Genomic DNA, 26,876 nt, shown 5'->3' on the forward strand with positions numbered 1-26,876 from the left:
TTATTCTTTAATGATTCTTTGAACGGTTGAAACTTCAATAGTTTTGTATTTGTAAAAATAATCTATCAATACGTTTCTTATTTTATAATTTAAATCAAAACTACCTTCGTTTTTAAGAAAGAAAGTCATATTGTCTCCACCATTAGCTAAATAATCAGATGTGGCTACATAATAAATTGTGTTATTTTCGATGGCTTTTTCATTAAAAAGAACTTTAGTAATAGTATTTTCTTTATCTATAAATATTTTTAAACCGTTAAGTGGGTGTGGTTTTTTTTCTTTGATAATCTGATTTGCCATTGCTATAATTTCTTCACCTTTAAGCGCTACAACAATTAAGTTATTTTCAAAAGGCATAACCTCAAATGCATTTCTTTTAGTAATATTTCCTTTAGGAATGATAGATCTTATTCCACCACTATTTAAAAGTACAATGTCAATTGGTTTGTTTTGTTGTTTTTTAAAAACTGGAGCAGCAAATTCCATACAAGCATCGGCCATAAGGTTCCCAATATTACTTTGCCATTCGCCCTTAGTTTTGTCTAAAGTTTCATTGGTAAAAGAAATTACACTATCTAAATCGGTATTTATATGCGCTCTATAAGGCGAAATATAAGATTCAATAATCTCATTTGAAGTGTATTTTGAAGCGACTTCAATTTTTTTTCCTTCAATTTGGTAATTGGTATATTTTTTTGTTTTACAAGAAACAACTCCTAATAATGTTAAAGTTGTAACAAAAATTATGTAAAGAGGTTTCATATTTTTACTTTTGAATGTCATTTATTCGAATAGATTACTTTATTTTTGTAAAAGATGTAAAGTTACAATGATTTATAAAATTATTCTGAATTTATTTCTGAATTATTCATATATTTTAATAAACTAAAAAAATATAATATGCAATCATTAATAGGAACTGGTGTAGCTTTGGTAACGCCTTTTAAAAAAGATTTTTCTGTTGATACGGAAGCGTTAACTAAAATTACAAACCACGTAATAGAAGGTGGAGTAGAATATTTAGTAATATTAGGTACAACTGCTGAAAGCGCTACTTTAAATACTGAAGAAAAAGAAGTTGTTATACAAACTATTGTTGCTGCAAATAAAGGTAGAGTACCAATGGTTTTAGGAGTAGGAGGTAACAATACTGCAAAAGTGGTTGAGGAATTAAAGACAAGGGATTTGTCGCAGTTTGCAGCCATTTTGTCTGTTTCGCCTTATTATAATAAACCTACACAAGAAGGAATTTATCAGCATTTTAAAGCCGTTTCTGAAGCGTCTCCAATAACAATTATTGTTTATAATGTACCAGGAAGAACATCAAGTAATATGTTGCCTGCTACTGTGATACGATTAGCAAACGATTTTAAAAATATTATTGGAATTAAAGAAGCTGCTGGCGACATTGTGCAAGCAATGAAATTAATTCAAACCAAACCAGAAGGTTTTTTAGTAATTTCTGGTGATGATATGATTACTTTACCAATGGTTTTAGCTGGTGGAGCTGGCGTAATTTCTGTAATTGGAGAAGGTTTTCCAAAAGAATTTTCAGAAATGGTTCGATTGGGATTAAACAAAAAAGTAGATGAAGCTTATAAATTACATTATAAATTAGCCGATTCTATTGATATGATTTTCGAACAAGGTAATCCTGCTGGTATCAAAGAAGTCTTTAAACACCTTGGTTTATCTGAAAATACCGTGCGTTTGCCGTTAGTAAATGTAGATGAAAATTTGTCTGTAAGATTAGCTAATTTTATTAAAAACTTAGGATAAAAATCTTTTTTGTAAAACGTAAAAATATATCTACCTTTGCAGTTGCTTTTTAAAACTGCATAAAAGGCATAATGCAACATCAAATATGAACAAATTTATATACATACTTTTAGTAATTCTTTCTATTTCATCTTGTAGCCCTTATCAAAAGGCTATGAAATCAGATGATGTAGAATTTAAAACAAAAGTATTTACTGAACAAATTGAAAAGAAAAAGTATTCTAAAGCAATACGATTGTTTGAACAATTTGCTTCAGCATTAAGAGCAAAACCTCAAGGGGAAACCGTTTTTTATAGTTATTCTCAGGCATTATATAATACTAAACAATATATCTCTGCAGCTTATGAGTTTGAGAGATTTGCAAGCAGTTACCCAAAAAGTCCATTGGCTGAAGAAGCTGCTTTTTATGGAGCAGAATGTTATAGTAGGTTGTCTCCTAAATATAGTTTAGATCAAGTAGATACGGATAAAGCATTAAGTAAAATTCAAGTTTTTGTAAATAAATATCCAAATTCAACTTTTTTACCTAAAGCAAATGAAATTGTAAAAGAACTATCTGAAAAATTAGAATTAAAAGCATTTGAAATCGCAAAACAATACAATACAATTGGTGAATTTACAAGAGATTATAATGCTGCAATCATTGCATTAGATAACTTTGTCTTTAATTTTCCAGGTTCAAAATATAAAGAAGATGCATTGTATTATAAATATGATGCTATGTATAAATTAGCAACAAATAGTGTTCCTTCTAAAAAACAAGAAAGATTAAATTCAGCTAAAACGTATTATCAAAATTTAGTTAAATTTAAAGCAGATACCAAGTATTTAGAACAATCAAATAAAATGCTTGAAACCGTAGAAAAAGAATTGAAACAATATACAAATTAATCATTATTATGGATTTAAAGAAAACAAATGCTCCAGTAAACACAGTAACTTACAACAAAAGTGTAATTGAAGAACCAACTGGAAATGTATATGAAGCAATTACTATAATAGCAAGAAGAGCCAATCAAATTAATTCTGAAATTAAAAAAGAATTATTAGATAAGCTTGATGAATTTGCTACTTATAATGATAGTTTAGAAGAAGTTTTCGAGAATAAAGAACAAATTGAAGTTTCTAAATATTACGAAAAATTACCTAAACCACATGCTTTAGCTGTTCAAGAATGGTTAGAAGATAAAATTTATCATAGAGATACTAAATAATTTAAACTTTAATCAATGTCTGTTTTAAAGGGTAAAAATGTTTTGCTGGGTATCTCTGGCGGAATTGCAGCTTATAAAACAGCCTCATTGGTAAGATTACTTATAAAAGCAGGTGCTCATGTACAAGTTGTCATGACACCTGCTTCTGTTGATTTTGTTACACCCTTAACTTTATCGACACTTTCAAAAAACCCAGTATTCTCTACTTTTTATAATCAAGATGATGAAAATGCAACTTGGAACAATCACGTAGAATTAGCAATTTGGGCCGATTTTATGCTTATAGCTCCAGCTACAGCGAATACACTTTCTAAAATGGCTTCAGGAGCTTGCGATAACTTGCTTTTAGCTACTTATTTATCTGCAAAATGCCCAGTATATTTTGCTCCTGCAATGGATTTAGATATGTACATTCATCCCACAACGAAAACGAATTTTGAAACTTTAAAAGGATTTGGAAACACTATAATTCCTGCTGAAAGTGGTGAATTAGCTAGTGGTTTAAGTGGCGAAGGAAGAATGGCCGAGCCCGAAAAAATAATTCAATTTATTGAAAAAGATATTGAAAATAAATTACCACTAAAAGGAAAAAAAGTTATAGTTACTGCAGGTCCTACTTATGAAGCTATAGATCCAGTTCGATTTATAGGTAATCATTCCACTGGAAAAATGGGGTATGATATTGCCCTTGCAGCTGCCAATTTAGGTGCAGAAGTCGTATTGGTTTCAGGTCCTACATATATGCAATTGCAACATAGTTTAGTGACAATTATTAGAGTTACTTCAGCTGACGAAATGTTTGCTGCTTGTCATAATTATTTTGAAAATACTGATGTAGTAATTGCAGCAGCAGCTGTTGCCGATTATAAGCCAAAAAATATTGCTTCTCAGAAAATAAAAAAGGATGAAGCTACGTTTACAATAGAATTGGAAAAGAATAAAGATATTTTATTATCTTTAGGTCAAATTAAAAAGAATCAATTTTTAATAGGTTTTGCTTTAGAAACAGAAAATGAGATTGAAAATGCTAAAAGTAAAATCATAAAAAAGAATTTAGATGTTATTGTCTTGAATTCTCTAAACGATGAAGGTGCTGGATTTGGAAAACCAACCAACAAAGTAACGTTTATTGATAAAGATTTTAATATATTTGATATTCCATTAAAATCAAAAGAATTAGTTGCCGAAGATATTGTAAACCTAATTGTAAAAAAATATGCGAATTAAATTTTTAGTCTTCCTTTTTTTAAGTGTTATTTGTGCTAATTCACAAGAATTAAAAGCGATTGTATCTATTAATACAGATCAAGTTACCGGTGTAAATCCTCAAATTTTTAAGAATTTGGAAAAACAGGTTTTTGATTTTTTAAACAATACCAAATTTTCTGAAAAAGTAGTGAAACAAAATGAAAAAATAAATTGTTCGTTTTTCTTCATCGTAACTAAATTTGAAAGTAATAATTTCGAAGCGTCTTTGCAAGTAAACTCTTCGCGTCCAGTTTATAATAGTACATTTACTACTCCAATTCTAAATATTAACGATAAAGATGTAAGTTTTAAATACATTGAATTTGAAAATTTAATTTATGATCAAAATGCATTTACATCAAATTTAGTTTCGATCTTATCGTTTTATGCTAATGTTATTATCGCTTCTGATGCAGATACATTTTCAGATAAAGGAGGAACAGATTCTTATGAAACAGCTTTAAATATTACTAATGTAGCCCAATCAAGTGGGTTTTCAGGTTGGGTGCAAACGGGTAAAAAAACAACACGATTTAATTTGATTTCAGATTTAATGTCTAATACATATGATGCATACAGAGAAACGTTGTATGAATATCACATCAATGGATTAGATAAAATGGCTGACGATTTAAAACAAGGAAAATTGGGGATAGTAAATGCTATTGATACTTTACTTAAAGTGCACAAAGTAAGGCCAAATTCGCTTTTAGCCCGAACTTTTTTTGATACTAAAACAGACGAAATTGTAGATATTTTTAATGGCGGACCAGGTATTGATACAGTTAAGGTTAGAGAAAATTTAGCCACCATTTCTCCGTTAAATTCTTCCAAATGGAATAAAATAAGGTAATATGCTTTTATCTTTATCTGTACAAAATTATGCCTTAATTGAGCAACTTAATATTAATTTTTCCAATCAGTTTGCTACCATAACAGGGGAAACTGGTGCGGGAAAATCGATATTATTAGGTGCTTTGGGTTTAATTATGGGAAATCGTGCCGATTTAGCTTCCTTAAAAGATAAAGAAAAGAAATGCGTAGTGGAAGCCAGTTTCGAAATCTCAAAGTACAATTTGAAATCTCTTTTTATATCTAATGATTTAGATTATGAAGACACCACAATAATTAGACGTGAAATTTTACCTTCTGGAAAATCTCGTGCTTTTATAAATGATACACCTGTTAACTTATCGGAATTACAACTTTTAGCAGAAAATTTAATTGATATTCATTCGCAGCATCAAACTCGCGAATTAGAACAGCAAAATTATCAGATTTCTATTTTAGATGCTATGGGTTCGAATGCCCAAAATCTAAATGAATATACCATTTTATTATCCGATTTCAAACTAAAATCTAAAGAATTAGAACAGGCAATTGCTGATAAAAACGCACTATTTACCGCGCAAGAATACAATACTTATTTATTAAATGAATTATTTCAAATAGGTCTTCAGACCAACGAACAAGAAGAATTAGAAACAGAATTATTAAGTTTAAATAATTCTGAATTAATTACTGAAACGCTAAGTAAATTAGTTTCAAGTGCAACTGACGAGCAATTTGGATTTATTTCTTCAATTAAAGATTGTAAAATTGCATTGCAAAAAATTGCTGGCTTTTCTTCTTCGTATGCAGAAGTATTTGAAAGATTACAATCTGCATTAATTGAATTAGAAGATATTGCAGATACTACATTTCATTTAGCCGAAAAAAACACGTATAATCCTGAACGTTTAGAATTTATTTCAAACCGATTACAAACTATTTACGATTTACAAAAGAAACATCAAGTTACTTCAATAGAAGAATTGTTAGAAATACAAAATCAGCTTTCAGAAAAAGTACTTTTAGTAGACAATTTAGATGAAAAAATAGCTAAATTAAATAGTTATTTAGCTAATAAAACTACTGAATTAAATTCAGTTGCTAATCTGATATCACAAAATAGAGGTAAGGCAATTCCGGTTTTTGTATCCAAAATTTCTGCTATTTTGCAGGAATTAGGTATGCCAGATTCGCAATTTAAAATGGATTTAAACACTTCAAATTCATTTCTTTCTAACGGAAAAGATGAATTAGAACTTTTGTTTTCTGCTAATAAGGGAACTAGTTTGGGTTCGTTTAAAAAAGTAGCGTCTGGCGGAGAAATGTCAAGAATTATGTTGGCTATTAAAGCAATTATAGCTGATTTTTCTAAATTACCTACCATTTTATTTGATGAAATAGATACTGGAGTTTCAGGTGAAATCGCACTAAAAATGGGAGAAATTATGAAAAAAATGAGTGCCAACCGACAAGTTTTTGCGATTACACATTTACCTCAAATTGCTTCAAAAGGGGATTCACAATATAAAGTTTTAAAAGAAACTATTTTAGAGAATACCATTTCAAAAATTGTAAAATTAAATTCAGAAGAGCGAATAATAGAAATTGCAGAAATGTTGTCAGGTAAACAAATTACAGAATCGGCAGTATCTCATGCAAAAACATTATTAAATTAAAATGTATACTTTTGTATCAAGTTTATAAATACAACAATAATAAAAATATAAAATTATGATTATCGAACCAAGAATGCGTGGATTTATATGTTTAACAGCTCATCCAGTTGGTTGTGCACAGAATGTAAAAAATCAAATTGAATATGTAAAATCAAAAGGTAAAATTGAGGGTGCAAAAAAAGTTTTAGTAATTGGTGCTTCAACAGGTTTTGGTTTAGCGTCAAGAATTACAAGTGCATTCGGTTGTGATGCAGCAACTATTGGTGTTTTCTTTGAAAAAGAGCCAAGTGAAGGAAAAACGGCTACGCCAGGGTATTATAATTCTGCTGCTTTTGAAATAGAAGCTGCAAAAGCAGGATTATATGCAAAAAGTGTGAATGGAGATGCGTTTTCAAATGAAATAAAACAGCAAACCATCGATATTATTAAAAAAGATTTAGGTCAAGTAGATTTAGTAATATATAGTTTGGCTTCTCCAGTTCGTATGCATCCTGTTACAGAGGTTTTACACCGTTCTACGTTAAAACCAATTGGTGGAAAATTTTCTAATAAAACGGTAGATTTTCATACCGGAAATGTTTCAGAGGTTTCTATCGAACCTGCAAATCAAGAAGATATTGATAATACAGTTGTGGTAATGGGTGGTGAAGATTGGTCAATGTGGATGAATGCTTTAAAAGATGCAGGCGTTTTAGCAAATGACGCCATGACATTAGCATATTCTTATATTGGTCCAGAAGTTACTGAAGCGGTATACAGAAAAGGAACAATTGGTCGTGCAAAAGATCATTTAGAAGCTACAGCTTTTGAAATTACAAAACAATTAGAAAGCGTAAATTGTAAGGCATACGTTTCAGTAAATAAAGCACTAGTAACGCAAGCAAGTTCAGCTATTCCAGTAATTCCATTATATATTTCATTATTGTATAAAACAATGAAAGCGGAAGGCATTCACGAAGGTTGTATTGAGCAAATGCAACGATTATATTCAGAAAGATTATATAGTGGTAATGCTATTCCAACAGATGAAAATGGTAGAATTAGAATAGATGATTGGGAAATGCGTGATGATATTCAAGAACAAGTGTCTACTTTATGGAAAGTTGCCACTACTGAAAATTTATCAGAAATTGGTGATTTGGCAGGGTATAAAAAAGACTTTGATAGTTTATTCGGATTTGGTTTTGAAGGTGTTGATTATCTTGCAGATACAACAGAAATGGTTTTTATTCCCAGCATATCAAAATAAATTTTTTAAAATTAATATTATAAAAAAATCCCGAGAAATCGGGATTTTTTTGTTTTTCATCGATGTTTTTTGTTTTTCATCGATTAATTAACAATTGTTAAACAAAATCCACTTATATTTTGTTTATTTACTATACTAACATAAAATTTATTATAATGAAAAAAATTACACTTTGGTTATTTGCCTTATTTACATGTTGGCAAATGACAGCTCAAACGGGCACAGTGGTAGTTGGAACGAATGATGGTACCCCAAATACTTCATTCGGATATCCTTCACCATTACAAGATTATTACAAAACCCAAAGAATGCAAGTGCTTTACACTGCTTCAGAATTAACTGGAGCCGGTCTAGTCGCAGGTAATATTACCGAAATTGGATGGGTAGCTACAGCATTAAATTTAAGTACTTTACAAGAGAATTATACGATTTCTCTTAAAAGTACTACTTCGACTGTTTTAACATCTACTTTTGAAACTGGTGCTACTTTAGTTTATGGACCAACGGATTTCACTCCTTCTTCAACAGGAAATGTAGTATTTACATTAACATCTCCATTTACTTGGGATGGTACTTCTAATCTTATTGTTGAAGTTTGTGCAGGATTGGCAACTGGTAGTTTTACTGAAAATGTAAGTTGTGCCAATTCAACTACTACCGCTATTCAAACGGTTTATTACAGAAATGACTCGGCAACTTCACCTTGTACACAAGCTACTGGTACTACTACAAATGATAGACCCTTATTAGTAGTTTCAGGAAACGTGGCTTCTTGTTTGGCACCTTTAAACGTTGTGAGTGCAAATATTACGGCTTTTACTGCAGACGTTTCATGGGATGCAGCTACACCAACACCAGGAATTGGATATGAATATGTGGTTTCAACTACAAACACAGCTCCAATAGCTGCAGGAACTGCAACTACAAATATTTTTGCTAGTTTGTCTAGTTTATTACCACAAACAACATATTATATCTTTGTAAGATCAAATTGTAGTACGGGTCAATTTAGTGGTTGGAATGGTCCAAGTTCTTTTACAACAGCTTGTGCACCTGTAACTACTTTTCCTAGTGTTGAACCATTTGATACTTTTTTACCAAATGCATGTTGGTTGAAAGGAGATAATGGAGATTTAACTGCAGGTCCAGCAACATTTGGATCAAACGGATTTTATCAAGACGGTTTTGCTAACAACGGATTTACAGGCTCATTTGCTTATAATATTTATTTAGATTCAGCAAATGATTGGATAATTTCTCCTCAATTTACTATTCCAGCAAGTGGTTATGAATTAAAATTTGATGCTGCTGCAGCAAATTATGGTGCTACTACTGCTGTTACAGATTGGGAATCAGATGATTCTGTAGAAGTGCTTGTAAGCTCAACTGGTACAACAAACTGGACTGTTTTATCAACTTTTAATACCTCGAACGTCCCTTCAAATACTGGTTCTGTTAATATTATTGATTTAGATGCTTACTCAGGTCAAACAGTTAGATTTGCTTATAGAGTTTTAGAAGGAACTACTAATGGATCTTCTGATTTTGAATTTTCAGTTGATAATTTTCAAATTCGTTTAACGCCATCTTGTATAGAGCCATTAGGTTTAGTTTCAGCTTCTATTACTTCTACTGGCGCTTCAATTTCTTGGGATCCAACATCTCCTGTACCTTCAGTAGGATATGAGTATTTTGTTTCTACTACAAATACTTTACCTACTACAGCTGGTACTGCAACAACTAATACTTTCGCAGTTTTAACAGGTTTAGCACCTGCTACAACATATTTTATTTTTGTAAGAGCTAATTGTGGATCTGGTGCATTCAGTCCTTGGTCTACTTCAATAACATTTACAACAGCTTGTGCTTCAGTAACTAGTTTTGTTCAAAATTTTGATGCAGTGACTTTACCAGGTTTTCCAGTTTGTTGGGAAAAAATTGGTACGGGTGGTTCAGCGTATATAGATAATTTTAATGCTAATTCTACTCCAAATGTATTATATATGGCATCTTGGTCTACAACAAGTTTAGCAGTAGTTAAAATGCAACCAGTTTCTAATTTAGGAGCAGGAACTCATAGATTAAAATTAAAATTAAGAGGTAGTTGGTCTACTGGAGGAATTATTGAGTTTGGTTACTTAACGAATCCGATGGATGCCACTACATTTGTTCCTTTAACTACTATGACTGCTGCAACTTTGACTTATGAAAATATGTCATTTTCACCGCCTGTAGGAACGTATTCAGATTACCCAGCATTCAGACATACAGGAGCACCATCAAATAGTTTGCTAATTGATGATGTAGTTTGGGAAGCAATTCCTTCATGTATAGAACCAACAGCTTTAGTATACGCGAACATTACTTCTTCTGGTGTAGATGTTTCTTGGACAGCACCTGCAACTTCTCCAGCAAATGGATATGAATATGTAGTTTCTACATCTGCAACATTACCAACAGCATCAGGAACTGCAGTTACAAATACATTTGTTTCAGTGTCTGGTTTAACACCGCAAACCACATATTATATTTTTGTTAGAGCAATTTGTTCAACTTCAGATGCTAGTCCATGGGTTGGTCCAGTTTCATTCTTAACTGCTTGTGTACCTGTTACATCTTTACCATGGATTGAAAATTTTGACACAGTAACTACACCAGCTTTTCCTCCATGTTGGTCTGAAGAAAATGGAGATTATACAACTTCAGATTCTACTTTTGATAATACGGCTTATTCTGGTACAAAATATTTAAGAGACGCATGGTCTGCTACAAATGAGTTTATGTGGTCGCCAGGATTTCAATTAACTGCTGGAACTTCTTATGATTTTTCTTCATGGATTCAAGGTGATGGTGGATCAGGATGGGTTGTTGATTATTTTGTAAATTCTAGTCAAATTTCTACAGGCGCTACTCAATTAGGAGCTACTTATAATGTCCCTGGAACAGGTACTTTATCAATTCAACCATATGCTAAAATTACTCGTACTTTTGTGCCAACTACATCTGGAGTATATTATTTTGCATTCAGAGTAAATCAACCTAGTTTTTCACCAAATTACGTTGCATTTGATGATGTTGAATTAAAAGTTACACCAAATGTTATACCAACTTGTGCAACTGGATTAACTTCAACTCCAAATACTACTTGTGGAAATTTTGCTAATCAATTATCTTGGACTGCAACACAAGATGCTACAGGTTATTATGTTACTATTGGAACTACTTCCGGTGGTTCTGATATTGCTAATGCGGTGTCTGTTAGTGCGAATAATTATTCTTTCACAGGTACTGTAAATACTCAGTATTTCTGGAAAGTGGTTCCATTTAGTGGAGCAGGATCTGCTACAGGATGTACAGAACAATCTTTCACTACTGTTGCAACTGGATGTTATTGTGCGTCAGTTCCTTCATCAGTTGATGGTTCAGGTATTTCTAATGTAACACTAGGTACTACACCTTTTGTTAATACAGGTGTTTCATATACAAATAATAGTGCTACTCCTGTGGCATTAGAACCTGGAATTAATTCTAATGTTCAAATTACTTTTGCAACTGGCTATGATTATGATATTAACATTTGGATTGACTTCAATAATGATTTCGATTTTAATGATGCAGGTGAATTAGTAAAAACAGGTATTGCTTGTACTAATGCAAATCCAAATACAGTTGATGCTTCATTCTTGATGCCATTAACCGCACCTACAGGTGCACACAGAATGAGAATTGGAACAGCAGATAGTGGTCAAGTTCCACCTGCACCATGCTATAATGGTTCTTGGGGTGTTACTATTGATTTTACAGTAGATACAACATTAGGTTCAAATTCATTTGATACCACAAATTTTGTTGCGTATCCAAATCCAGTAAAAGATATATTAAATTTATCATACAAATCTGCAATAAGTAATGTAAAAGTAATTAACTTATTAGGTCAAGAAGTTGTAAATGCTAAAGCAAATACAAATGATGTACAAGTTGATATGTCTGCATTAAACGCAGGAGTTTACATAGTTAATGTAACTGTTGATGATACAGTTCATTCTATTAAAGTGATTAAAGAATAATTATTTTCAAATAATTTTTTACTTAAAAGTCCCGATTTATCGGGACTTTTTTGTTTTAAGAATATTACTTTTTATTGCTAATTTGTTAAAAAACAATTGATTTTTATTGTAATACGCATTTTAACGATTTTATTTACACTTTATCGGATTGTTAATAAATTGCTATGTAATAATCAAATTAATTTTCTTTTATTTGTAATATAAACTATAATAACTAAATTATGAAAAAAATTACTTTCTGGCTCTTCGCACTCTTTACATGTGTGCAAATCCAGGCCCAAGTAAGTTTGTATACCTTTGCTCAAGGTAATGAAACCTACTCGGAAATCACAGGAGGTACTGTGCTAGGTACGGCTACCACTACGACAAGTTTTGATTCGCAAAACTGGACGATTCCTGCAGCTTCTATTCCATTTAATTTTAATTTCAATGGAGTAGATTATACAGGATGTACAGTAAACGGAAATGGTTTCATTACTTTTGGGGCAACAGCTCCTACAGCATCATCTGGAAGTCCGATTTCAGCTACAACAGCTTATGCAGGAGCTATTTCTGCATGGGGTGGCGATTTATGTGGAGCATTTATAGCTAGTTTAATTACTAGTGAAACAAGATGGGAAGTTGTCGGTACAGCTCCAAATAGAGAGTTTGTGATTCAGTTTAAAAACTGGAGACCAACTTATTCTTCTAGTACAACAGAGGTGCCTTTCATGAATTTTCAAATTCGTTTGGCAGAAACTACCAATCAAATTAAAATTGTTTATGGTCCTAATGGGTATGTAATAGGTTCAGCAGCAGCTTCTGGAACTAGACAAATAGGTATAAGAGGTGCAGCTGCAACTGATTTTAAAACTAGAACAAATACTACTACGCAATCATTTACTTCATCTATTGCAGGTACAGCTAATAGTTCATCGCAAGCATATAATACTTCTGTAGCTACTCCAGGTATGCCTACTAATGGTTTAGTGTATACGTATACGCCACCAGTTGCTTGTACAGGTACACCTGTGGCAGGAACAGTGGCGCCATCGGTTCAAAATTTATGTACAGGTGCTACACCTGCAGCTTTAACGTTAACTGGAAACAGTGAAGGTTTTACAGGGCTTACATTTCAATGGGAAACATCAGCAGATAATACAACTTGGGCAAATGCTACAGGTGTTTCTGCAACAACTATGGTATATTCGCCACCTGCATTTGCAGGACCAACAACTGTGTATTACAGATGTAAAATTACATGTACTGGTAGTACTCTATTTTCGTACTCAAACGTAGTAACAGTAAATCCAGCGGGTACTCCAGTAGGACAAGCAACAGGATTAAACTTTACTAACATTGGTTATTTTGGCTTTACAGCTAACTGGACTAATTCGGATGGAAACAGACGTGTGGTGTATATTAGTGACGCTCCAATTGTTGATCCAGTTGATGGACCAGGTGCGGCTTTAGTAGCAGCAACTGCTTACACAGGAACAGGACAACAAGTAGTTTATGATAATACAGGTTCTTCAGTTACGGTATCTGGATTATTACCAAATACGCAATATTATGTAAAAGTAATTCAATACTTAAGATGTGGTTCGGCTGCTCCTTTTGATTTTTACTTTAATGCCACGTCAGTGTCAAATGCTAGTACAGTAACTACAAATCCTCCAACGGCAGTGCCTTGGACAGAAGGATTTGCAACTACTACTACTCCAGTAAACTGGGTAAATACTAGTTTTTCAATTTCTAATACTATAGCAGCAATAAATCCTGCTTTAGCTACTAGTTATGTTTATAGAAATTCTTATACTTCTTCTACAACTGGAAATTTTGTTACTCCAATTTTTGCTGCTATTCCAGCTAATTATAGATTTGTATTTGATTATAAGAACGCAGATTTTTCTTCACCTTATGGTCCAACTCCTGCTAATAGTAATAATATTGTAATTGCTATTTCTACAAATAACGGTACTTCGTATACAGATGTGGTAACCGTGCCTAATAATGGATTTGCTGGATGGCAAACGATTACTCAAGATTTAGCAGCTTATGTAGGGCAATCAATCAGAATTAAAGTGACTACAACTTGGGCTTCTGGAGATTCATACATTGCATACGATAACTTTAAAATCGAGGCAATTCCAACATGTGAGGCACCTTTATGGAGTAGTTTAGCGGCAACAAGTGTTACTGCTTCTACAGCAACAATTTCGTGGACAGCTTCAACTTCTACACCAGCTAATGGTTACGATTATTATGTAAGTACTACAAATACAAATCCATTAAGCACAGATATTCCAACTGGTTCAGTAGCTGCAGGTATTGTTACAGCTAATTTAACTGCACTTACAGGAAACACTACTTATTATGTATGGGTACGTTCTAATTGTGCTACTTCAGATATCAGCACTTGGTCTGGGCCAATTGCTTTTAAAACATTATGTACTAATGTAACAGCTTTTGTTCAAAATTTTGATGGTGTAACTTCGCCAGCAATGCCATCTTGTTGGGATAAAGTTGGAACGTTAGGTTCTTGTACGACTTCTACTACAACACCAGTAGGTTCAGCGCCTAATGTAATATACTTTTACGGTACATCAACAGCTGCGCCTACAATGCGTATGCAACCCGTTTCTAATTTAGGAGCAGGAACACACCGTTTGAAGTTTAAAATGCGTTCTAGTTCTGCAACAACATTGCCAAGTATTGATTTTGGTTATTTAACGAATCCATACGATGCAACTACATTTGTTACATTGACAAGTTTAGCAACTACAGGAAATACTATGGTAGATTATGTTTATGCTCCACCAGCTGGAACCTATTCGGATTATCCAGCTATAAAAATGAACGGTTCTGTATACGGAACAGTTTATTTAGATGATTTTGTTTGGGAACCTGTTCCATTATGTACGGATCCTTCAGCTATTGTTTTTGCTCAGGTAGCTGCTACAACTGCAGTTATTTCATGGGATGCTCCAGCTACAGTTCCGGCAGTAGGATATGAATATGTAGTTTCTACTACAAATACTCCACCTACAGCTGCAGGTACTGCAACTACGAACACATTTGCTTCTGTATCTGGTTTAACGCCAAATGCTGCACAATACGTATTTGTACGTTCAATCTGTTCTACAACAGAGGCTAGTCCATGGGCGGGTCCAGTTACTTTTACTACTTTATGTGCTAACGTAACAGCGTTTACTCAAAATTTTGATGGTGTTACTGCTTCGTCATTGCCTTCAGGTATGCCAGCATGTTGGACTAAACTAGGTACTGCAGGTTCTTGTTATACAACAACTACTACGCCTACACCTTCTGCGCCAAATGTAATTTATTTTTATGGTTCATCTACAGGTGCCCCAACTATGCGTATGCAACCGGTTTCAAATTTAGGAGCAGGAACACATCGTTTGAAATTTAAAATGCGTTCAAGTTCTACAACTATATTTTCAACAGTGGAATTTGGTTACTTAACAGATGCAAATGACCCATCTACGTTTGTAGCATTGTCTTCATTTACTCCTGCAGCTTCAACTTTTGCTGATTTTGTATATGCTCCACCAGCTGGAACTTATTCTGATTTTCCTGCTATGAAACATACAGGAACTGTTGCAGGTACATTATATTTTGATGATTTTGTTTGGGAAGCAATTCCAACTTGTCCAGATCCTTCAGCTATAGTAAGCGCTAATGTTACATCTTCTTCGGTTGATATTTCATGGGATGCGCCAAATCCAGCTCCAGCAATAGGATATGAATATGTAATTTCTACTACAAATACACCTCCAACAGCTGCTGGAACTTCAGTAACTACTACTTTCGCGCAAGTTACTACAGGATTGCTACCATCAACTCAATACTATGTTTTTGTTAGAGCAGTTTGTTCTACTACAGATGCAAGTCCATGGGCGGGTCCAATTACTTTCACAACTTCTTGTGCGCCAATTACTGTATTGCCTCATGTAGAGCCATTTGCTACTTTTTTACCTTCAATTTGTTGGATTAAAGGAGATAATGGTAACTTAACTACTGGTCCGGCAACTTTTGGAACAAGTAATTGGTTTGAAGATGGATTAGGAAATAACGGAACTACAGGTGCTGTTAAATACAATTTATTTGTTGCTTCAGCTAATGATTGGATAATTTCTCCTCAATTTACAATTCCTGCAACTGGTTGGGAATTAAAATTTGATGCAGCTGCAGCAAATTATGCAGCTACTACAGCTGTAAACAATTGGGAAGCAGATGATTTTGTTGAGGTGTTAGTTAGTACTTCAGCTTCAGGATTAACAAACTGGACTACTTTGTATACATATAATAATACAAATGTACCGGCTCCGGCAGGTGTTCCTAATATTATTGATTTAGATGCATACAGTGGTCAAACAGTTCGTTTTGCATATAGAGCAGTTGAAGGTACTGCAGATGGATCTGCTGATATTGATTTTAGTTTTGATAACTTTGAAATTCGTTTATCTCCTGCGTGTCCTCAACCTACAAATGTTTTAGTTGCTAACGTAACTTCATCTGGAGCTGATGCCTCTTGGGATGTGATGTCAGGTGCAGCTTCTGGTTATGAATATGTAGTGTCAACTTCTGCTACACCACCAACAGGTGCAGGTACAGCTGTTACAACTGCTTTTGTGACTTTAACAGGTTTAACACCTCAAACACCTTATTATTTATATGTAAGAGCTAATTGTGGTTCAGGTTCATTTAGTGTATGGTCTGTTCAAACATTTACTACACAATGTGCTCCTGTTACAGCTTTACCTTGGATTGAGAGTTTTGAATCTGTAACTACACCGGCTTTTCCACCGTGTTGGTATGAAGAAAATGGAGATTATACAACTTCATCTGATACTTTTAACAACACTGCGTACTCTGGTACCAATTATTTAAGAGATGCATGGTTTGCTACAAATGAGTTTATGTGGTCGCCAGGATTTCAATTAACTGCTGGAACTTCTTATGATTTTTCTTCTTGGATTCAAGGTGATGGTGGTTCAGGATGGGTTGTTGATTATTTTGTAAATTCTAATCAAATTTCCACAGGAGCTACTCAGTTAGGAGCAACCTACAACGTTCCTGGAACAGGTACTTTATCAATTCAACCATATGTTAAAGTTACTCGTACTTTTGTACCAACAACTTCTGGTGTGTATTATTTCGCATTCAGAGTAAATCAACCTAGTTTTTCACCAAATTATGTAGCATTTGATGATGTTGAATTAAAAGTTACACCAAATGTTATTCCATCTTGTGCAACTGGATTAACTTCAGTTCCAAACACAACTTGTGGTAACTTTGCTAATCAATTATCTTGGACTGCAGCACAAGATGCTACGGGTTATTATGTAACTATTGGAACTACTGCGGGTGGATCTGATATTGCTAATGCAGTTTCTGTAAGTGCTACCAATTATTCTTTCTCAGGCACTGTAAATACTCAGTATTTCTGGAAAGTGGTTCCATTTAGTGGAGCAGGATCTGCTACAGGATGTACAGAACAATCTTTCACTACTGTTGCAACAGGATGTTATTGTGCATCAGTTCCAACATCTAATGATGGTTCAGGAATTACGAATGCAACAGTTGGTACAACTCCGTTTGTTATTGCTGATGTAATGTATGTTAATAATACAGCTACAGCAGTAGCAGTTGAACCAGGAACAAATACAAACGTTCAACTTACTTTTGCAACTGGTTATACTTATGATATCAATGTATGGATTGACTTCAACAATGATTTTGATTTTGATGATGCAGGTGAATTAGTAAAAACTGGTATTGCTTGTACTAATGTAAATCCAAATACAGTTGATGCTTCATTCTTGATGCCATTGACTGCACCTACAGGTGCACACAGAATGAGAATTGGTACTGCAGATACTGGTCAAGTTCCACCAGCGCCATGTTATAGTGGTTCATATGGAGTTACTTTAGACTTTACAGTAGATACAACATTAGGTTCAAATTCATTTGATACTTCAAACTTTGTAGCGTATCCAAATCCAGTAAAAGATGTATTGAATTTATCATACAAATCTGAAATTAGTAATGTAAAAGTAATTAACTTATTAGGTCAAGAAGTTGTAAATGCTAAAGCAAATACAAATGATGTACAAGTTGATATGTCTGCATTAAATGCAGGAGTTTACATTGTTAATGTAACTGTTGATGATACAGTACATTCTATTAAAGTGATTAAAGAATAATTATTTTTAATAATTTTTTACTTAAAAGTCCCGATTTATCGGGACTTTTTTGTTTTTATATATATCTTTGTTCTTATAAAATATGACCATGTTATTTTCTTTAATTATACCTATTTTTAATAGACCTGATGAAATTGACGAACTTTTAGAAAGTTTATCGAAACAAACCTATAAAGCTAATTATGAAATAGTAATTATTGAAGATGGTTCATCTATTACTTGTGAGCATGTAATTCAAAAATATAAAGATTTAAATGTTAATTATTTTTTTAAATTAAATTCAGGCCCAGGTGATTCCAGAAATTATGGTATGCGCGTAGCTAAAGGGGATTATTTTATCATTTTAGACTCAGATTGCATAATTCCATCTAATTATTTACAAACAGTTGATGAAGAACTAAAAAAAGATTTTGTAGATTGTTTTGGTGGTCCAGATGCGGCATTGGATTCTTTTTCAAATATTCAAAAAGCTATAAATTTCACTATGACTTCTTTTTTAACAACAGGTGGAATTAGAGGTGGAAGTGAAAAAATTGATAAATTTCAGCCCAGAAGTTTTAATATGGGCTTATCAAAAAGAGCATTTGAAGCATCAAATGGTTTCGGTAATATTCATCCTGGTGAAGATCCTGATTTGTCAATTCGATTATGGAAATTAGGGTTTAAAACAAAATTAATTTCTAAAGCTTTTGTATATCATAAACGAAGAATCGATTGGAATAAATTTTATACGCAAGTAAACAAATTCGGTTTAGCAAGACCTATCTTAAATTTTTGGTATCCAGAATATGCAAAAATTACATTTTGGTTTCCAACTTTGTTTTTAGTAGGATTTTTGTTTTCTGCTTTAGTTGCAATTTTCAACTTTCCTTACTTTTTATTTGTATATGTTTTTTATTTTATTCTGTTGTTTCTTTCTTCGTTGAAACAAAATAAATCTATTGAAATTGCTTTTTATAGTTTGGTAGCAACTTTAATTCAGTTTTATGGATATGGAAAAGGATTTTTAATTTCATATCTTAAAATTCATATTTTAAAACAACAACCTGAAATTGCTTTTCCAAAACTATTTTTTAAAAAATAAAATGACAAAAATAATTGGACTTACTGGTGGAATTGGAACAGGTAAAACTACTGTAGCTAATTATTTTGCTTCAAAAGGTATTCCTGTTTATATTGCTGATGAAGCTGCGAAAGAAATAATGAATACTAAAAAAGTTATTCAAGAAGTTCAAGCTCTTTTTTCGGAAAATGTAATTTTAGATAACGGTCAACTAAATAGAGAATATATTCGCGACTTGGTGTTTTCGAATAAAGATAAATTAATACAACTAAATTCAATTATTCATCCGAAAGTAAAACGCGACTTTGACAATTGGTTGTCTCAACATCAAGATGCTCCATTTGTAATTAAAGAAGTAGCCATTTTATTTGAAACGAATGGTCAAAACTATTGTGATGCCACTATTTTAGTTACAGCACCTTTAGAAACCCAAATTCAACGTGTTTTGGAAAGAGATAAAACGTCAAAAGATATTATTTTACAAATAATTCAAAACCAACTTCCTGAAGAAGAGAAAATTAGATTAGCTACATACATTATTGAGAATGAAAATTTAGAAAAAACGTATGAAATAATCGATATTTTAATAAAAAAATTAAATAATATTTAAATTTTAACATAATTGTTAAATATTGGTTAATTATTTCGCTTGCTCTTAATTCCGCCCTAACTTTGCTATGATGAATAAAACGAGGTTTAGAATATTAGTTTTTTTAATGAGTATTTCTTTGATAGGAATTATTTTAGTTCAATTATATTGGATTAATAGTTCGTTTCAAAAAAATGACGATCAATTTAAACACCACGCATTAGTAGTTTTAAGCAATGTTTCTGAAAAACTAAACAATAAAGAAATGGTTGATTTCTATACGTCTTATAAAAAATTTAAAGACAGTACTGGAAGAGAACCCATGCAAGAGCAATTAAAACAACTTTTTTATTATGAAAAAGATTCTAATACTAAAGAAGTTTTAATTTATTCGAATACAATTATACCTGAAGATTTTGGTATAGATGGTTCGTTCTTTGATAAGAATGCTAGCACAATAAAAATTAGGGAATATCAAGCAAAAAGAAAAACTCAAGTTTACAAAGATAATTCTTTAGAAGGTAGCGAAACCAATATGGGTAAAAAGCCTAATGTTACGATTCAAAAAAATGGTAGGTTAGGTATTTTAGACCGTGTTCAATTTGAACTTTTGTTTAGAGATATTGTTTCTCAAAGACAAATTCATAAAAGAATTTCTTCAAAATTAGTTAATGATGTTTTGAATTTTGAATTATATAAATCAGAATTAAAAACACCTTATGAGTTTGCAGTATATAAAAATGGTTTAGCTACAAAAATAAAATCAGAAGAGTTTAGATATGATAAATGCACGACTTATAGTGTACCTATTTTATTAGATGCCGAAGGAAAATCAGATTATAAATTATTACTTAGATTTCCCAATAAAACAAATTTTGTATTCTCGTCAATGTTGCCGATGACAATTTTAACATTATTATTTGTTGTAATAATTTTAGTAACCTATACCAGTGCTTTAAAACAATTAATCATGCAAAAACAGATATCTGAGATAAAAACAGATTTCATAAACAACATGACTCATGAATTTAAAACACCAATTGCTACAATAAATTTAGCTTTAGATGCAATTAAAAATCCGAAAATTATTGATGATAAAGAAAAGGTGCAAAAATACCTTCAGATGATAAAGGACGAAAACAAACGAATGCATGCCCAAGTTGAAAATGTTCTTCGAATTTCGAAATTAGAAAGAAACGAATTAAATATTGATAAAGAACCACAAGAAATTACGGATTTTATTGAAGACGCAATTGATCATGTGAGTTTAATTTTAGAAGATAGAGAAGGGGAAATACATACTCATTTTAATGCTACCAGAACTACTGTGCTTTTAAATGATATACATTTCACAAATGTATTGGTTAACATTTTAGATAACGCCATGAAATATTCGATAGAAAAACCAATTATTAATGTGTACACAGAAAATATTAAAGATTATATACTTGTTAAAATAGTAGATAACGGAATAGGAATGACGAAAGCTGTACAAAAAAAGGTTTTTGAAAAATTTTTTAGAGAGCATACGGGCGACTTACATAATGTAAAAGGTCACGGGCTTGGTTTAGCTTATGTAAAACAAATTATCGATGACCATAATGGCGAGGTTTTTGTTGAAAGTGAAAAAGGAAAAGGAAGTACATTTATAATTAAATTGCCATTAATAAATTAAGATATGGAAGCAAAAAAAATATTATTAGTAGAAGATGATCCAAATTTTGGTTCAGTCTTAAGAGATTATTTATCTTTAAATGATTTCGAAGTTACATTAGCTAAAAACGGAATGGAAGGTTTCGAGAAGTTTAAAAAAGACACTTACGATTTATGTATTTTAGACGTAATGATGCCGTATAAAGACGGTTATACTTTAGCGCGAGAAATTAGAGAAAGAAATACAGAAGTGCCAATTATCTTTTTGACAGCTAAAACATTAAAAGAAGATGTTTTAAAAGGTTATAAAGTTGGAGCTGATGATTATTTGAACAAACCGTTTGATTCAGAAGTGTTGCTGATGAAAATCAAAGCGATTATTCAAAGAAAAGCATCTGAAACAAAACCAGATTCAACTATTTTTGAGTTTACTATTGGTAAATTCCATTTAAATTCTAAATTACGATTTTTAACTTTTGATAATCAAGAGCCAATTAAATTATCGCCAAAAGAATCTGAATTGTTAAAAATGTTAGCACTTCATGAAAATGATTTAATGCCAAGAGAATTGGCATTAACTAAAATTTGGAGAGACGATAATTATTTCACGTCAAGAAGTATGGACGTATACATCGCTAAACTTAGAAAATATCTAAAATTAGATGAACGTGTAGAAATATTAAACATACACGGAGAAGGTTTTCGTTTAGTTATAAATTCATAAAAAAAGGCTACCATTTGGTAGCCTTTTTTTTTATTAAAACTGCCAGCAAATAATTTGTGTAGTTTTGTTTCCGTTTGTTAAATGAAGTGTAGTACTGTTTTTTACTTCTACTTTCTTCATTTGTTTGTACAACGGCTTCAAGTTTGATCTCTTAGAAATAATAGCACTGAACCATTTACATTGACTTTTAAAGTGAACACTTTCATAAATCATGTTGGTTACAAATGCCAATTCGCCACCTTCGCACCATAATTCGTTGTTTTGACCACTGAAATTTAAAACAGGTTTGTCAGCTACTTTCTGACCTAAACTTTTGTTTTTTCGTAACGAGCCTTTAGCCGCTTCTTCCGCAGAAGAATGAAAAGGCGGGTTGCAAATAACAAAATCAAAAACTTCTTCAGATTCTAAAATGTATTTTAAAACATTTCGTTTGTTATCGTTAAATCGAACGGTTACGTTATCTTTTAATTTTGGATTTTTACTTAAAATGGTTTCTGCAGATAGTAAAGATTGTTTGTCCACTTCTGTTCCTACAAATGTCCAACCATATTCGTGGTTTCCGATAATAGGATAAATACAATTTGCACCTACGCCAATATCTAAAATTCTAACGGCATTTCCTGTAGGAACCACTCCGCCATTTGAAGCGGCTAATATATCTGCAATATGATGAATGTATTCGGCTCTTCCTGGAATAGGAGGGCATAAGTTGGTTTTTGGGATGTTCCAGTATTCTAAATTGTAAAAATGCATTAACAACGCTTTGTTTAAGGCTTTTACAGCAATTGGATTAGAAAATTCAATTGACTTTTCACCTGCTTTATTTAAGAATAAATGTAAGTTTAAATCGGGATGCGTTTTGATTAATTGAGCAAAGTCATATCTGCCAATATGTTTGTTTCTTGGATGTAAACCTTCAAAAGAAAGGTTAGTTTCATTATTTTCCATATATTGTTGTAAGTGGCAAATTTACAATTAATAATACAGTTTTGCATTATTATAAGAAACAAAAAATCCCAACCTTTCGATTGGGATTTTGTATAAGTAAGATATAAATATGATTAAACGTTGATTATTTCACTTTATTTACGATAGCTGCAAATGCTTCTGAGTGGTTCATAGCTAAATCGGCAAGAACTTTACGGTTCAATTCGATGTTGTTAGCTTTTACTTTACCCATAAACTGAGAATAGCTCATTCCGTATTGTCTTGCACCAGCGTTAATACGCATAATCCATAATGCACGGAAATTTCTTTTCTTTTGCTTTCTATCACGGTAAGCATAGCACATTGCTTTTTCTACCGCATTTTTAGCGACTGTCCAAACGTTTTTACGTCTTCCGAAGAATCCTTTTGCTTGTTTTAATACTCTTTTTCTTTTAGCTCTTGTAGCTACTGAATTTACTGCTCTTGGCATAATTTTAAATGTTTTTTGTAGTAAGGCGACTTTATTAGTACTTTCAACTTCTGTTGTCAGGCTTAGCCTGTCGAAGTCTGCCCACTCCAGGGTTATTAATTAGTTTTAACCAAACAACGTATTAAATAATATTTAATTGTTGTTTAATGCTTTTCTCATCTGTTTTATGAACTAAACCAGAATGAGTTAAAGCTAATTTACGTTTTTTAGATTTTTTTGTCAAAATATGACTCTTAAAAGCGTGTTTTCTTTTGATCTTTCCAGAACCAGTAACTTTAAATCGTTTCTTAGCACTAGATTTTGTTTTCATTTTAGGCATTTTTTCCTAGGTATTTAATTTATTCTTACTTACTATCTTGATAGCTTTTAGTAATATATAGTAGGCATTAGGCTTTTGATAGCTTATGACTTATTACATATTGCTTGTAGCTTTATTTTACTTTTTTCTTAGAAGCAATGTAAATAATCATACGTTTTCCTTCTAAAACTGGCATGCTTTCTACTTTTCCGTATTCTTCTAAATCTTGAGCCAAACGTAATAATAAAATTTGTCCTTGCTCTTTGTAGATAATAGATCGTCCTTTAAAAAATACAAATGCCTTTAATTTTGAACCTTCTTGTAAGAATTTTAAAGCATTTTTTTTCTTAAATTCATAATCATGTTCATCAGTTTGAGGTCCGAAACGAATTTCCTTAATTACAACCTGACTAGATTTTGCTTTTAATTCTTTTTCCCTTTTCTTTTGTTGGTATAAGAATTTTCCATAATCCATCAATTTACAAACAGGTGGGTCTGCGTTTGGGGAAATTTCAACTAAGTCTACTTCTTGTTCCTCTGCAAATCGTAATGCATCAGCCATTTTGTAAACGCCTGGTTCAATGTTTTCACCTACTAAACGCACTTCAGCTACACCTCTAATTAAATTATTAATACGATGTGATGCTACTTTTTCTACTCTAGGAGTGTAACTCCCTCTTCCTCTTCTAATTGCTATGACTCTGTAATTTTAGTTAAACTTTAAAATTGTTTCAATGTTTTGCTTATTTCTTCATTTACAATTTTTGCAAATTCTTCAATTGTAACTGTAATATTTCCTTTTCCTTCTTGTCCATTTCGACGCACAGAAATGGTACCATTTTTTTCTTCTTCTTCACCAACTATTAACATAAATGGCATTTTTTGCATTTCTGCTTCTCTAATTTTCTTACCAATTGTTTCGTTTCGGTTGTCAATTAGGGCGCGAATTTCGTGAATTTCTAGCAAATCTAAAACTTTTTTCGCATATTTTTCATATTTCTCACTTAAACTTAATATAATTGCTTGTTCTGGCATTAACCAAAGTGGGAAGTTTCCAGCTGTATGCTCTAATAAAATAGCTATAAATCGTTCCATTGAACCAAACGGCGCTCTATGAATCATTACTGGTCTATGTAATTTATCATCAGTGCCTTTATATGATAATTCAAAACGTTCTGGTAAGTTGTAATCTACCTGTATAGTTCCTAATTGCCAACTTCTACCTAATGCATCTTTTACCATAAAGTCTAACTTCGGACCATAAAAAGCAGCTTCTCCAGCTTCTATAACGTAATTTAAACCTTTGTCTTTTGCAGCACTAATAATAGCATTTTCTGCTTTTTCCCAGTTTTCAATACTACCTATGTATTTGTCAGGATTGTTTAAATCTCTAACAGAAACTTGCGCTGTAAAATTTTCAAATCCTAATGAACCAAATACATAAAGTACTAAATCAATTACATTTTTAAATTCCGCATCTAATTGATCTGGCATACAAAAAATATGTGCATCATCTTGAGTAAATCCTCTTACACGAGTTAAACCGTGTAATTCTCCTGACTGTTCGTATCTATAAACGGTACCAAATTCAGCATAACGTTTTGGTAAATCTTTGTACGACCATGGTCTTGAGTTGTATATTTCACAGTGATGCGGACAGTTCATAGGTTTTAACAAAAATTCTTCACCTTCAGCTGGAGTAGTTATCGGTTGAAAACTATCTGCGCCATATTTAGCATAATGCCCAGACGTAACATATAATTCTTTCTGACCAATATGAGGCGTAACCACTTGTTCGTATCCTGCTTTCTTTTGGGCCTTCTTTAAAAATTGCTCTAATCTATCTCGTAAAGCAGCTCCTTTTGGAAGCCATAATGGTAAGCCTTGTCCAACACGTTGTGAAAAATGAAACAAATCTAATTCTTTACCTAACTTTCTATGGTCGCGTCTTTTCGCTTCTTCTAATAACTCTAAATAGTCTGTTAAATCTTTCTGTTTTGGAAATGAAGTTCCGTAAACACGTGTTAATTGCTTGTTTTTTTCATCTCCACGCCAATACGCTCCAGCAATGCTCATTATTTTTACAGCTTTAATAATTCCTGTATTCGGAATGTGTCCACCACGACATAAATCTGTAAATGTAGCATGATCACAAAAAGTAATAGTTCCGTCTTCTAAATTAGAAATTAATTCTGTTTTATATTCGTTGTCTTTATATTTCTCTAATGCTTCGGCTTTAGTTACAGCACGCATTTTAAATTCGTGTTTTTCTCTTGAAATTTCTAACACGCGGTCTTCAATCTTTTTAAAATCAGCATCGGTAATTTTATGATTACCAAAATCTACGTCATAGTAAAACCCATTATCAATTGCTGGTCCAAGAGTTAGCTTAATACCGGAGTACATCTCTTCAAGAGTTTGTGCCATTACGTGTGAAGTTGAATGCCAAAATGCTTTCTTTCCTTCTTTGTCATTCCATGTATATAAAGTTAGTGTACCGTCAGTGGTTAACGGGGTAGATGTTTCTATCGTCGTGTCATTATAATTAGCTGAAATCACATTTCTAGCAAATCCTTCGCTAATATTTTTAGCAACATCCATCGGAGTTACGCCTTGCGAAAACTCTCTTACCGATCCATCGGGTAAAGTAACTTTAATCATGGTTTAATTTTTATTGAGGTGCAAAGATAATACAATCCAATATTTCCTACAATATATATAGGTATTGTTTTTTAGCAGCTCTTTCCTGCTCTCCGCTATATCTTTTTGCATAGTGGTCTTTTGAAAAATAAAGCCCACTATACAAAAAGGATGCCGCTACTATCAGGGCTATTGCCTTGTTTTTCCAGTTGAATTTT

The 26,876-nt window shown here is 32.4% G+C and carries 19 protein-coding genes; 13 read left to right on the top strand and 6 right to left on the bottom strand.

Annotated features, from left to right (window positions below; translation table 11 throughout):
• Entirely contained in the window at window positions 1-762 is a 762-nt protein-coding gene (locus ACIQZ1_RS03425) for a 5'-nucleotidase C-terminal domain-containing protein (RefSeq protein ID WP_396159089.1), read from the bottom strand.
• A 138-nt stretch (window positions 763-900) separates the two neighbouring features.
• Here ACIQZ1_RS03425 and dapA point away from each other — a divergent pair, with 138 nt between their 5' ends.
• The 13 genes from dapA (at window position 901) to ACIQZ1_RS03490 (ending at window position 22,303) form a co-directional block, all read left to right on the top strand.
• The gene (gene dapA / locus ACIQZ1_RS03430; protein WP_396159091.1) at window positions 901-1,779 is read left to right on the top strand and encodes a 4-hydroxy-tetrahydrodipicolinate synthase; all 879 of its coding nucleotides are present in this window, start codon (window positions 901-903) and stop codon (window positions 1,777-1,779) included.
• Between the two features lie 85 nt (window positions 1,780-1,864).
• On the top strand, window positions 1,865-2,671 hold the full coding sequence (locus tag ACIQZ1_RS03435) for an outer membrane protein assembly factor BamD (protein ID WP_396159093.1): 807 nt from the start codon (window positions 1,865-1,867) through the stop codon (window positions 2,669-2,671).
• An 8-nt stretch (window positions 2,672-2,679) separates the two neighbouring features.
• On the top strand, window positions 2,680-2,994 hold the full coding sequence (locus ACIQZ1_RS03440) for a DNA-directed RNA polymerase subunit omega (RefSeq protein ID WP_353078717.1): 315 nt from the start codon (window positions 2,680-2,682) through the stop codon (window positions 2,992-2,994).
• Window positions 2,995-3,009: 15 nt separating this feature from the next.
• On the top strand, window positions 3,010-4,221 hold the full coding sequence (gene coaBC, locus ACIQZ1_RS03445; protein ID WP_396159095.1) for a bifunctional phosphopantothenoylcysteine decarboxylase/phosphopantothenate--cysteine ligase CoaBC: 1,212 nt from the start codon (window positions 3,010-3,012) through the stop codon (window positions 4,219-4,221).
• The gene (locus ACIQZ1_RS03450) at window positions 4,211-5,095 is read left to right on the top strand and encodes a DUF4835 family protein (RefSeq protein WP_396159097.1); all 885 of its coding nucleotides are present in this window, start codon (window positions 4,211-4,213) and stop codon (window positions 5,093-5,095) included. The genes coaBC and ACIQZ1_RS03450 overlap by 11 nt, the downstream gene beginning before the upstream one ends.
• A 1-nt stretch (window position 5,096) precedes the next feature.
• On the top strand, window positions 5,097-6,749 hold the full coding sequence (gene recN / locus ACIQZ1_RS03455) for a DNA repair protein RecN (RefSeq protein WP_396159099.1): 1,653 nt from the start codon (window positions 5,097-5,099) through the stop codon (window positions 6,747-6,749).
• Between the two features lie 55 nt (window positions 6,750-6,804).
• Window positions 6,805-7,998, top strand: coding sequence for an enoyl-ACP reductase FabV (gene fabV, locus ACIQZ1_RS03460; RefSeq protein WP_396159101.1), 1,194 nt, complete (start codon window positions 6,805-6,807; stop codon window positions 7,996-7,998).
• Between the two features lie 155 nt (window positions 7,999-8,153).
• Complete coding sequence (locus ACIQZ1_RS03465; protein ID WP_396159103.1) at window positions 8,154-12,065, top strand: fibronectin type III domain-containing protein; 3,912 nt, start codon at window positions 8,154-8,156, stop codon at window positions 12,063-12,065.
• A gap of 221 nt (window positions 12,066-12,286) precedes the next feature.
• A complete protein-coding gene (locus tag ACIQZ1_RS03470; RefSeq protein ID WP_396159105.1) occupies window positions 12,287-18,274 on the top strand; it encodes a fibronectin type III domain-containing protein in 5,988 nt (1,995 codons plus the stop codon).
• 88 nt (window positions 18,275-18,362) lie between these two features.
• Window positions 18,363-19,358: a glycosyltransferase gene (locus tag ACIQZ1_RS03475; RefSeq protein ID WP_396159113.1), complete on the top strand. Its 996-nt coding sequence runs from the start codon at window positions 18,363-18,365 to the stop codon at window positions 19,356-19,358.
• 1 nt (window position 19,359) lies between these two features.
• Window positions 19,360-19,947, top strand: coding sequence for a dephospho-CoA kinase (gene coaE, locus ACIQZ1_RS03480; protein WP_396159107.1), 588 nt, complete (start codon window positions 19,360-19,362; stop codon window positions 19,945-19,947).
• Window positions 19,948-20,017: 70 nt separating this feature from the next.
• A complete protein-coding gene (locus tag ACIQZ1_RS03485; RefSeq protein ID WP_396159115.1) occupies window positions 20,018-21,601 on the top strand; it encodes a sensor histidine kinase in 1,584 nt (527 codons plus the stop codon).
• A 3-nt stretch (window positions 21,602-21,604) separates the two neighbouring features.
• The gene (locus ACIQZ1_RS03490; RefSeq protein ID WP_291241586.1) at window positions 21,605-22,303 is read left to right on the top strand and encodes a response regulator transcription factor; all 699 of its coding nucleotides are present in this window, start codon (window positions 21,605-21,607) and stop codon (window positions 22,301-22,303) included.
• A 33-nt stretch (window positions 22,304-22,336) separates the two neighbouring features.
• On the opposite strand, the gene rlmF is transcribed toward ACIQZ1_RS03490, so the two are convergent.
• The 5 genes from rlmF to thrS all read right to left on the bottom strand — a co-directional run bounded on the left by rlmF (window position 22,337) and on the right by thrS (window position 26,679).
• Window positions 22,337-23,251 (bottom strand): 23S rRNA (adenine(1618)-N(6))-methyltransferase RlmF, encoded by a 915-nt coding sequence (rlmF, locus tag ACIQZ1_RS03495; protein ID WP_396159109.1) that lies wholly within the window; start codon window positions 23,249-23,251, stop codon window positions 22,337-22,339.
• 124 nt (window positions 23,252-23,375) lie between these two features.
• The gene (gene rplT, locus ACIQZ1_RS03500) at window positions 23,376-23,720 is read right to left on the bottom strand and encodes a 50S ribosomal protein L20 (RefSeq protein ID WP_091312626.1); all 345 of its coding nucleotides are present in this window, start codon (window positions 23,718-23,720) and stop codon (window positions 23,376-23,378) included.
• 121 nt (window positions 23,721-23,841) lie between these two features.
• Window positions 23,842-24,039 carry a 50S ribosomal protein L35 gene (gene rpmI, locus ACIQZ1_RS03505; protein ID WP_140964640.1) on the bottom strand — a complete coding sequence of 66 codons (198 nt, stop codon included), beginning with the start codon at window positions 24,037-24,039 and terminating at the stop codon, window positions 23,842-23,844.
• Window positions 24,040-24,151: 112 nt separating this feature from the next.
• Window positions 24,152-24,640 carry a translation initiation factor IF-3 gene (gene infC, locus ACIQZ1_RS03510; protein ID WP_396159117.1) on the bottom strand — a complete coding sequence of 163 codons (489 nt, stop codon included), beginning with the start codon at window positions 24,638-24,640 and terminating at the stop codon, window positions 24,152-24,154.
• 98 nt (window positions 24,641-24,738) lie between these two features.
• Window positions 24,739-26,679, bottom strand: a complete 1,941-nt coding sequence (gene thrS, locus ACIQZ1_RS03515; RefSeq protein WP_396159111.1) for a threonine--tRNA ligase — start codon at window positions 26,677-26,679, stop codon at window positions 24,739-24,741.
• Window positions 26,680-26,876 lie beyond the last annotated feature (197 nt).

Source organism: Flavobacterium sp. (assembly GCF_044341185.1).
Lineage (GTDB): Bacteria > Bacteroidota > Bacteroidia > Flavobacteriales > Flavobacteriaceae > Flavobacterium.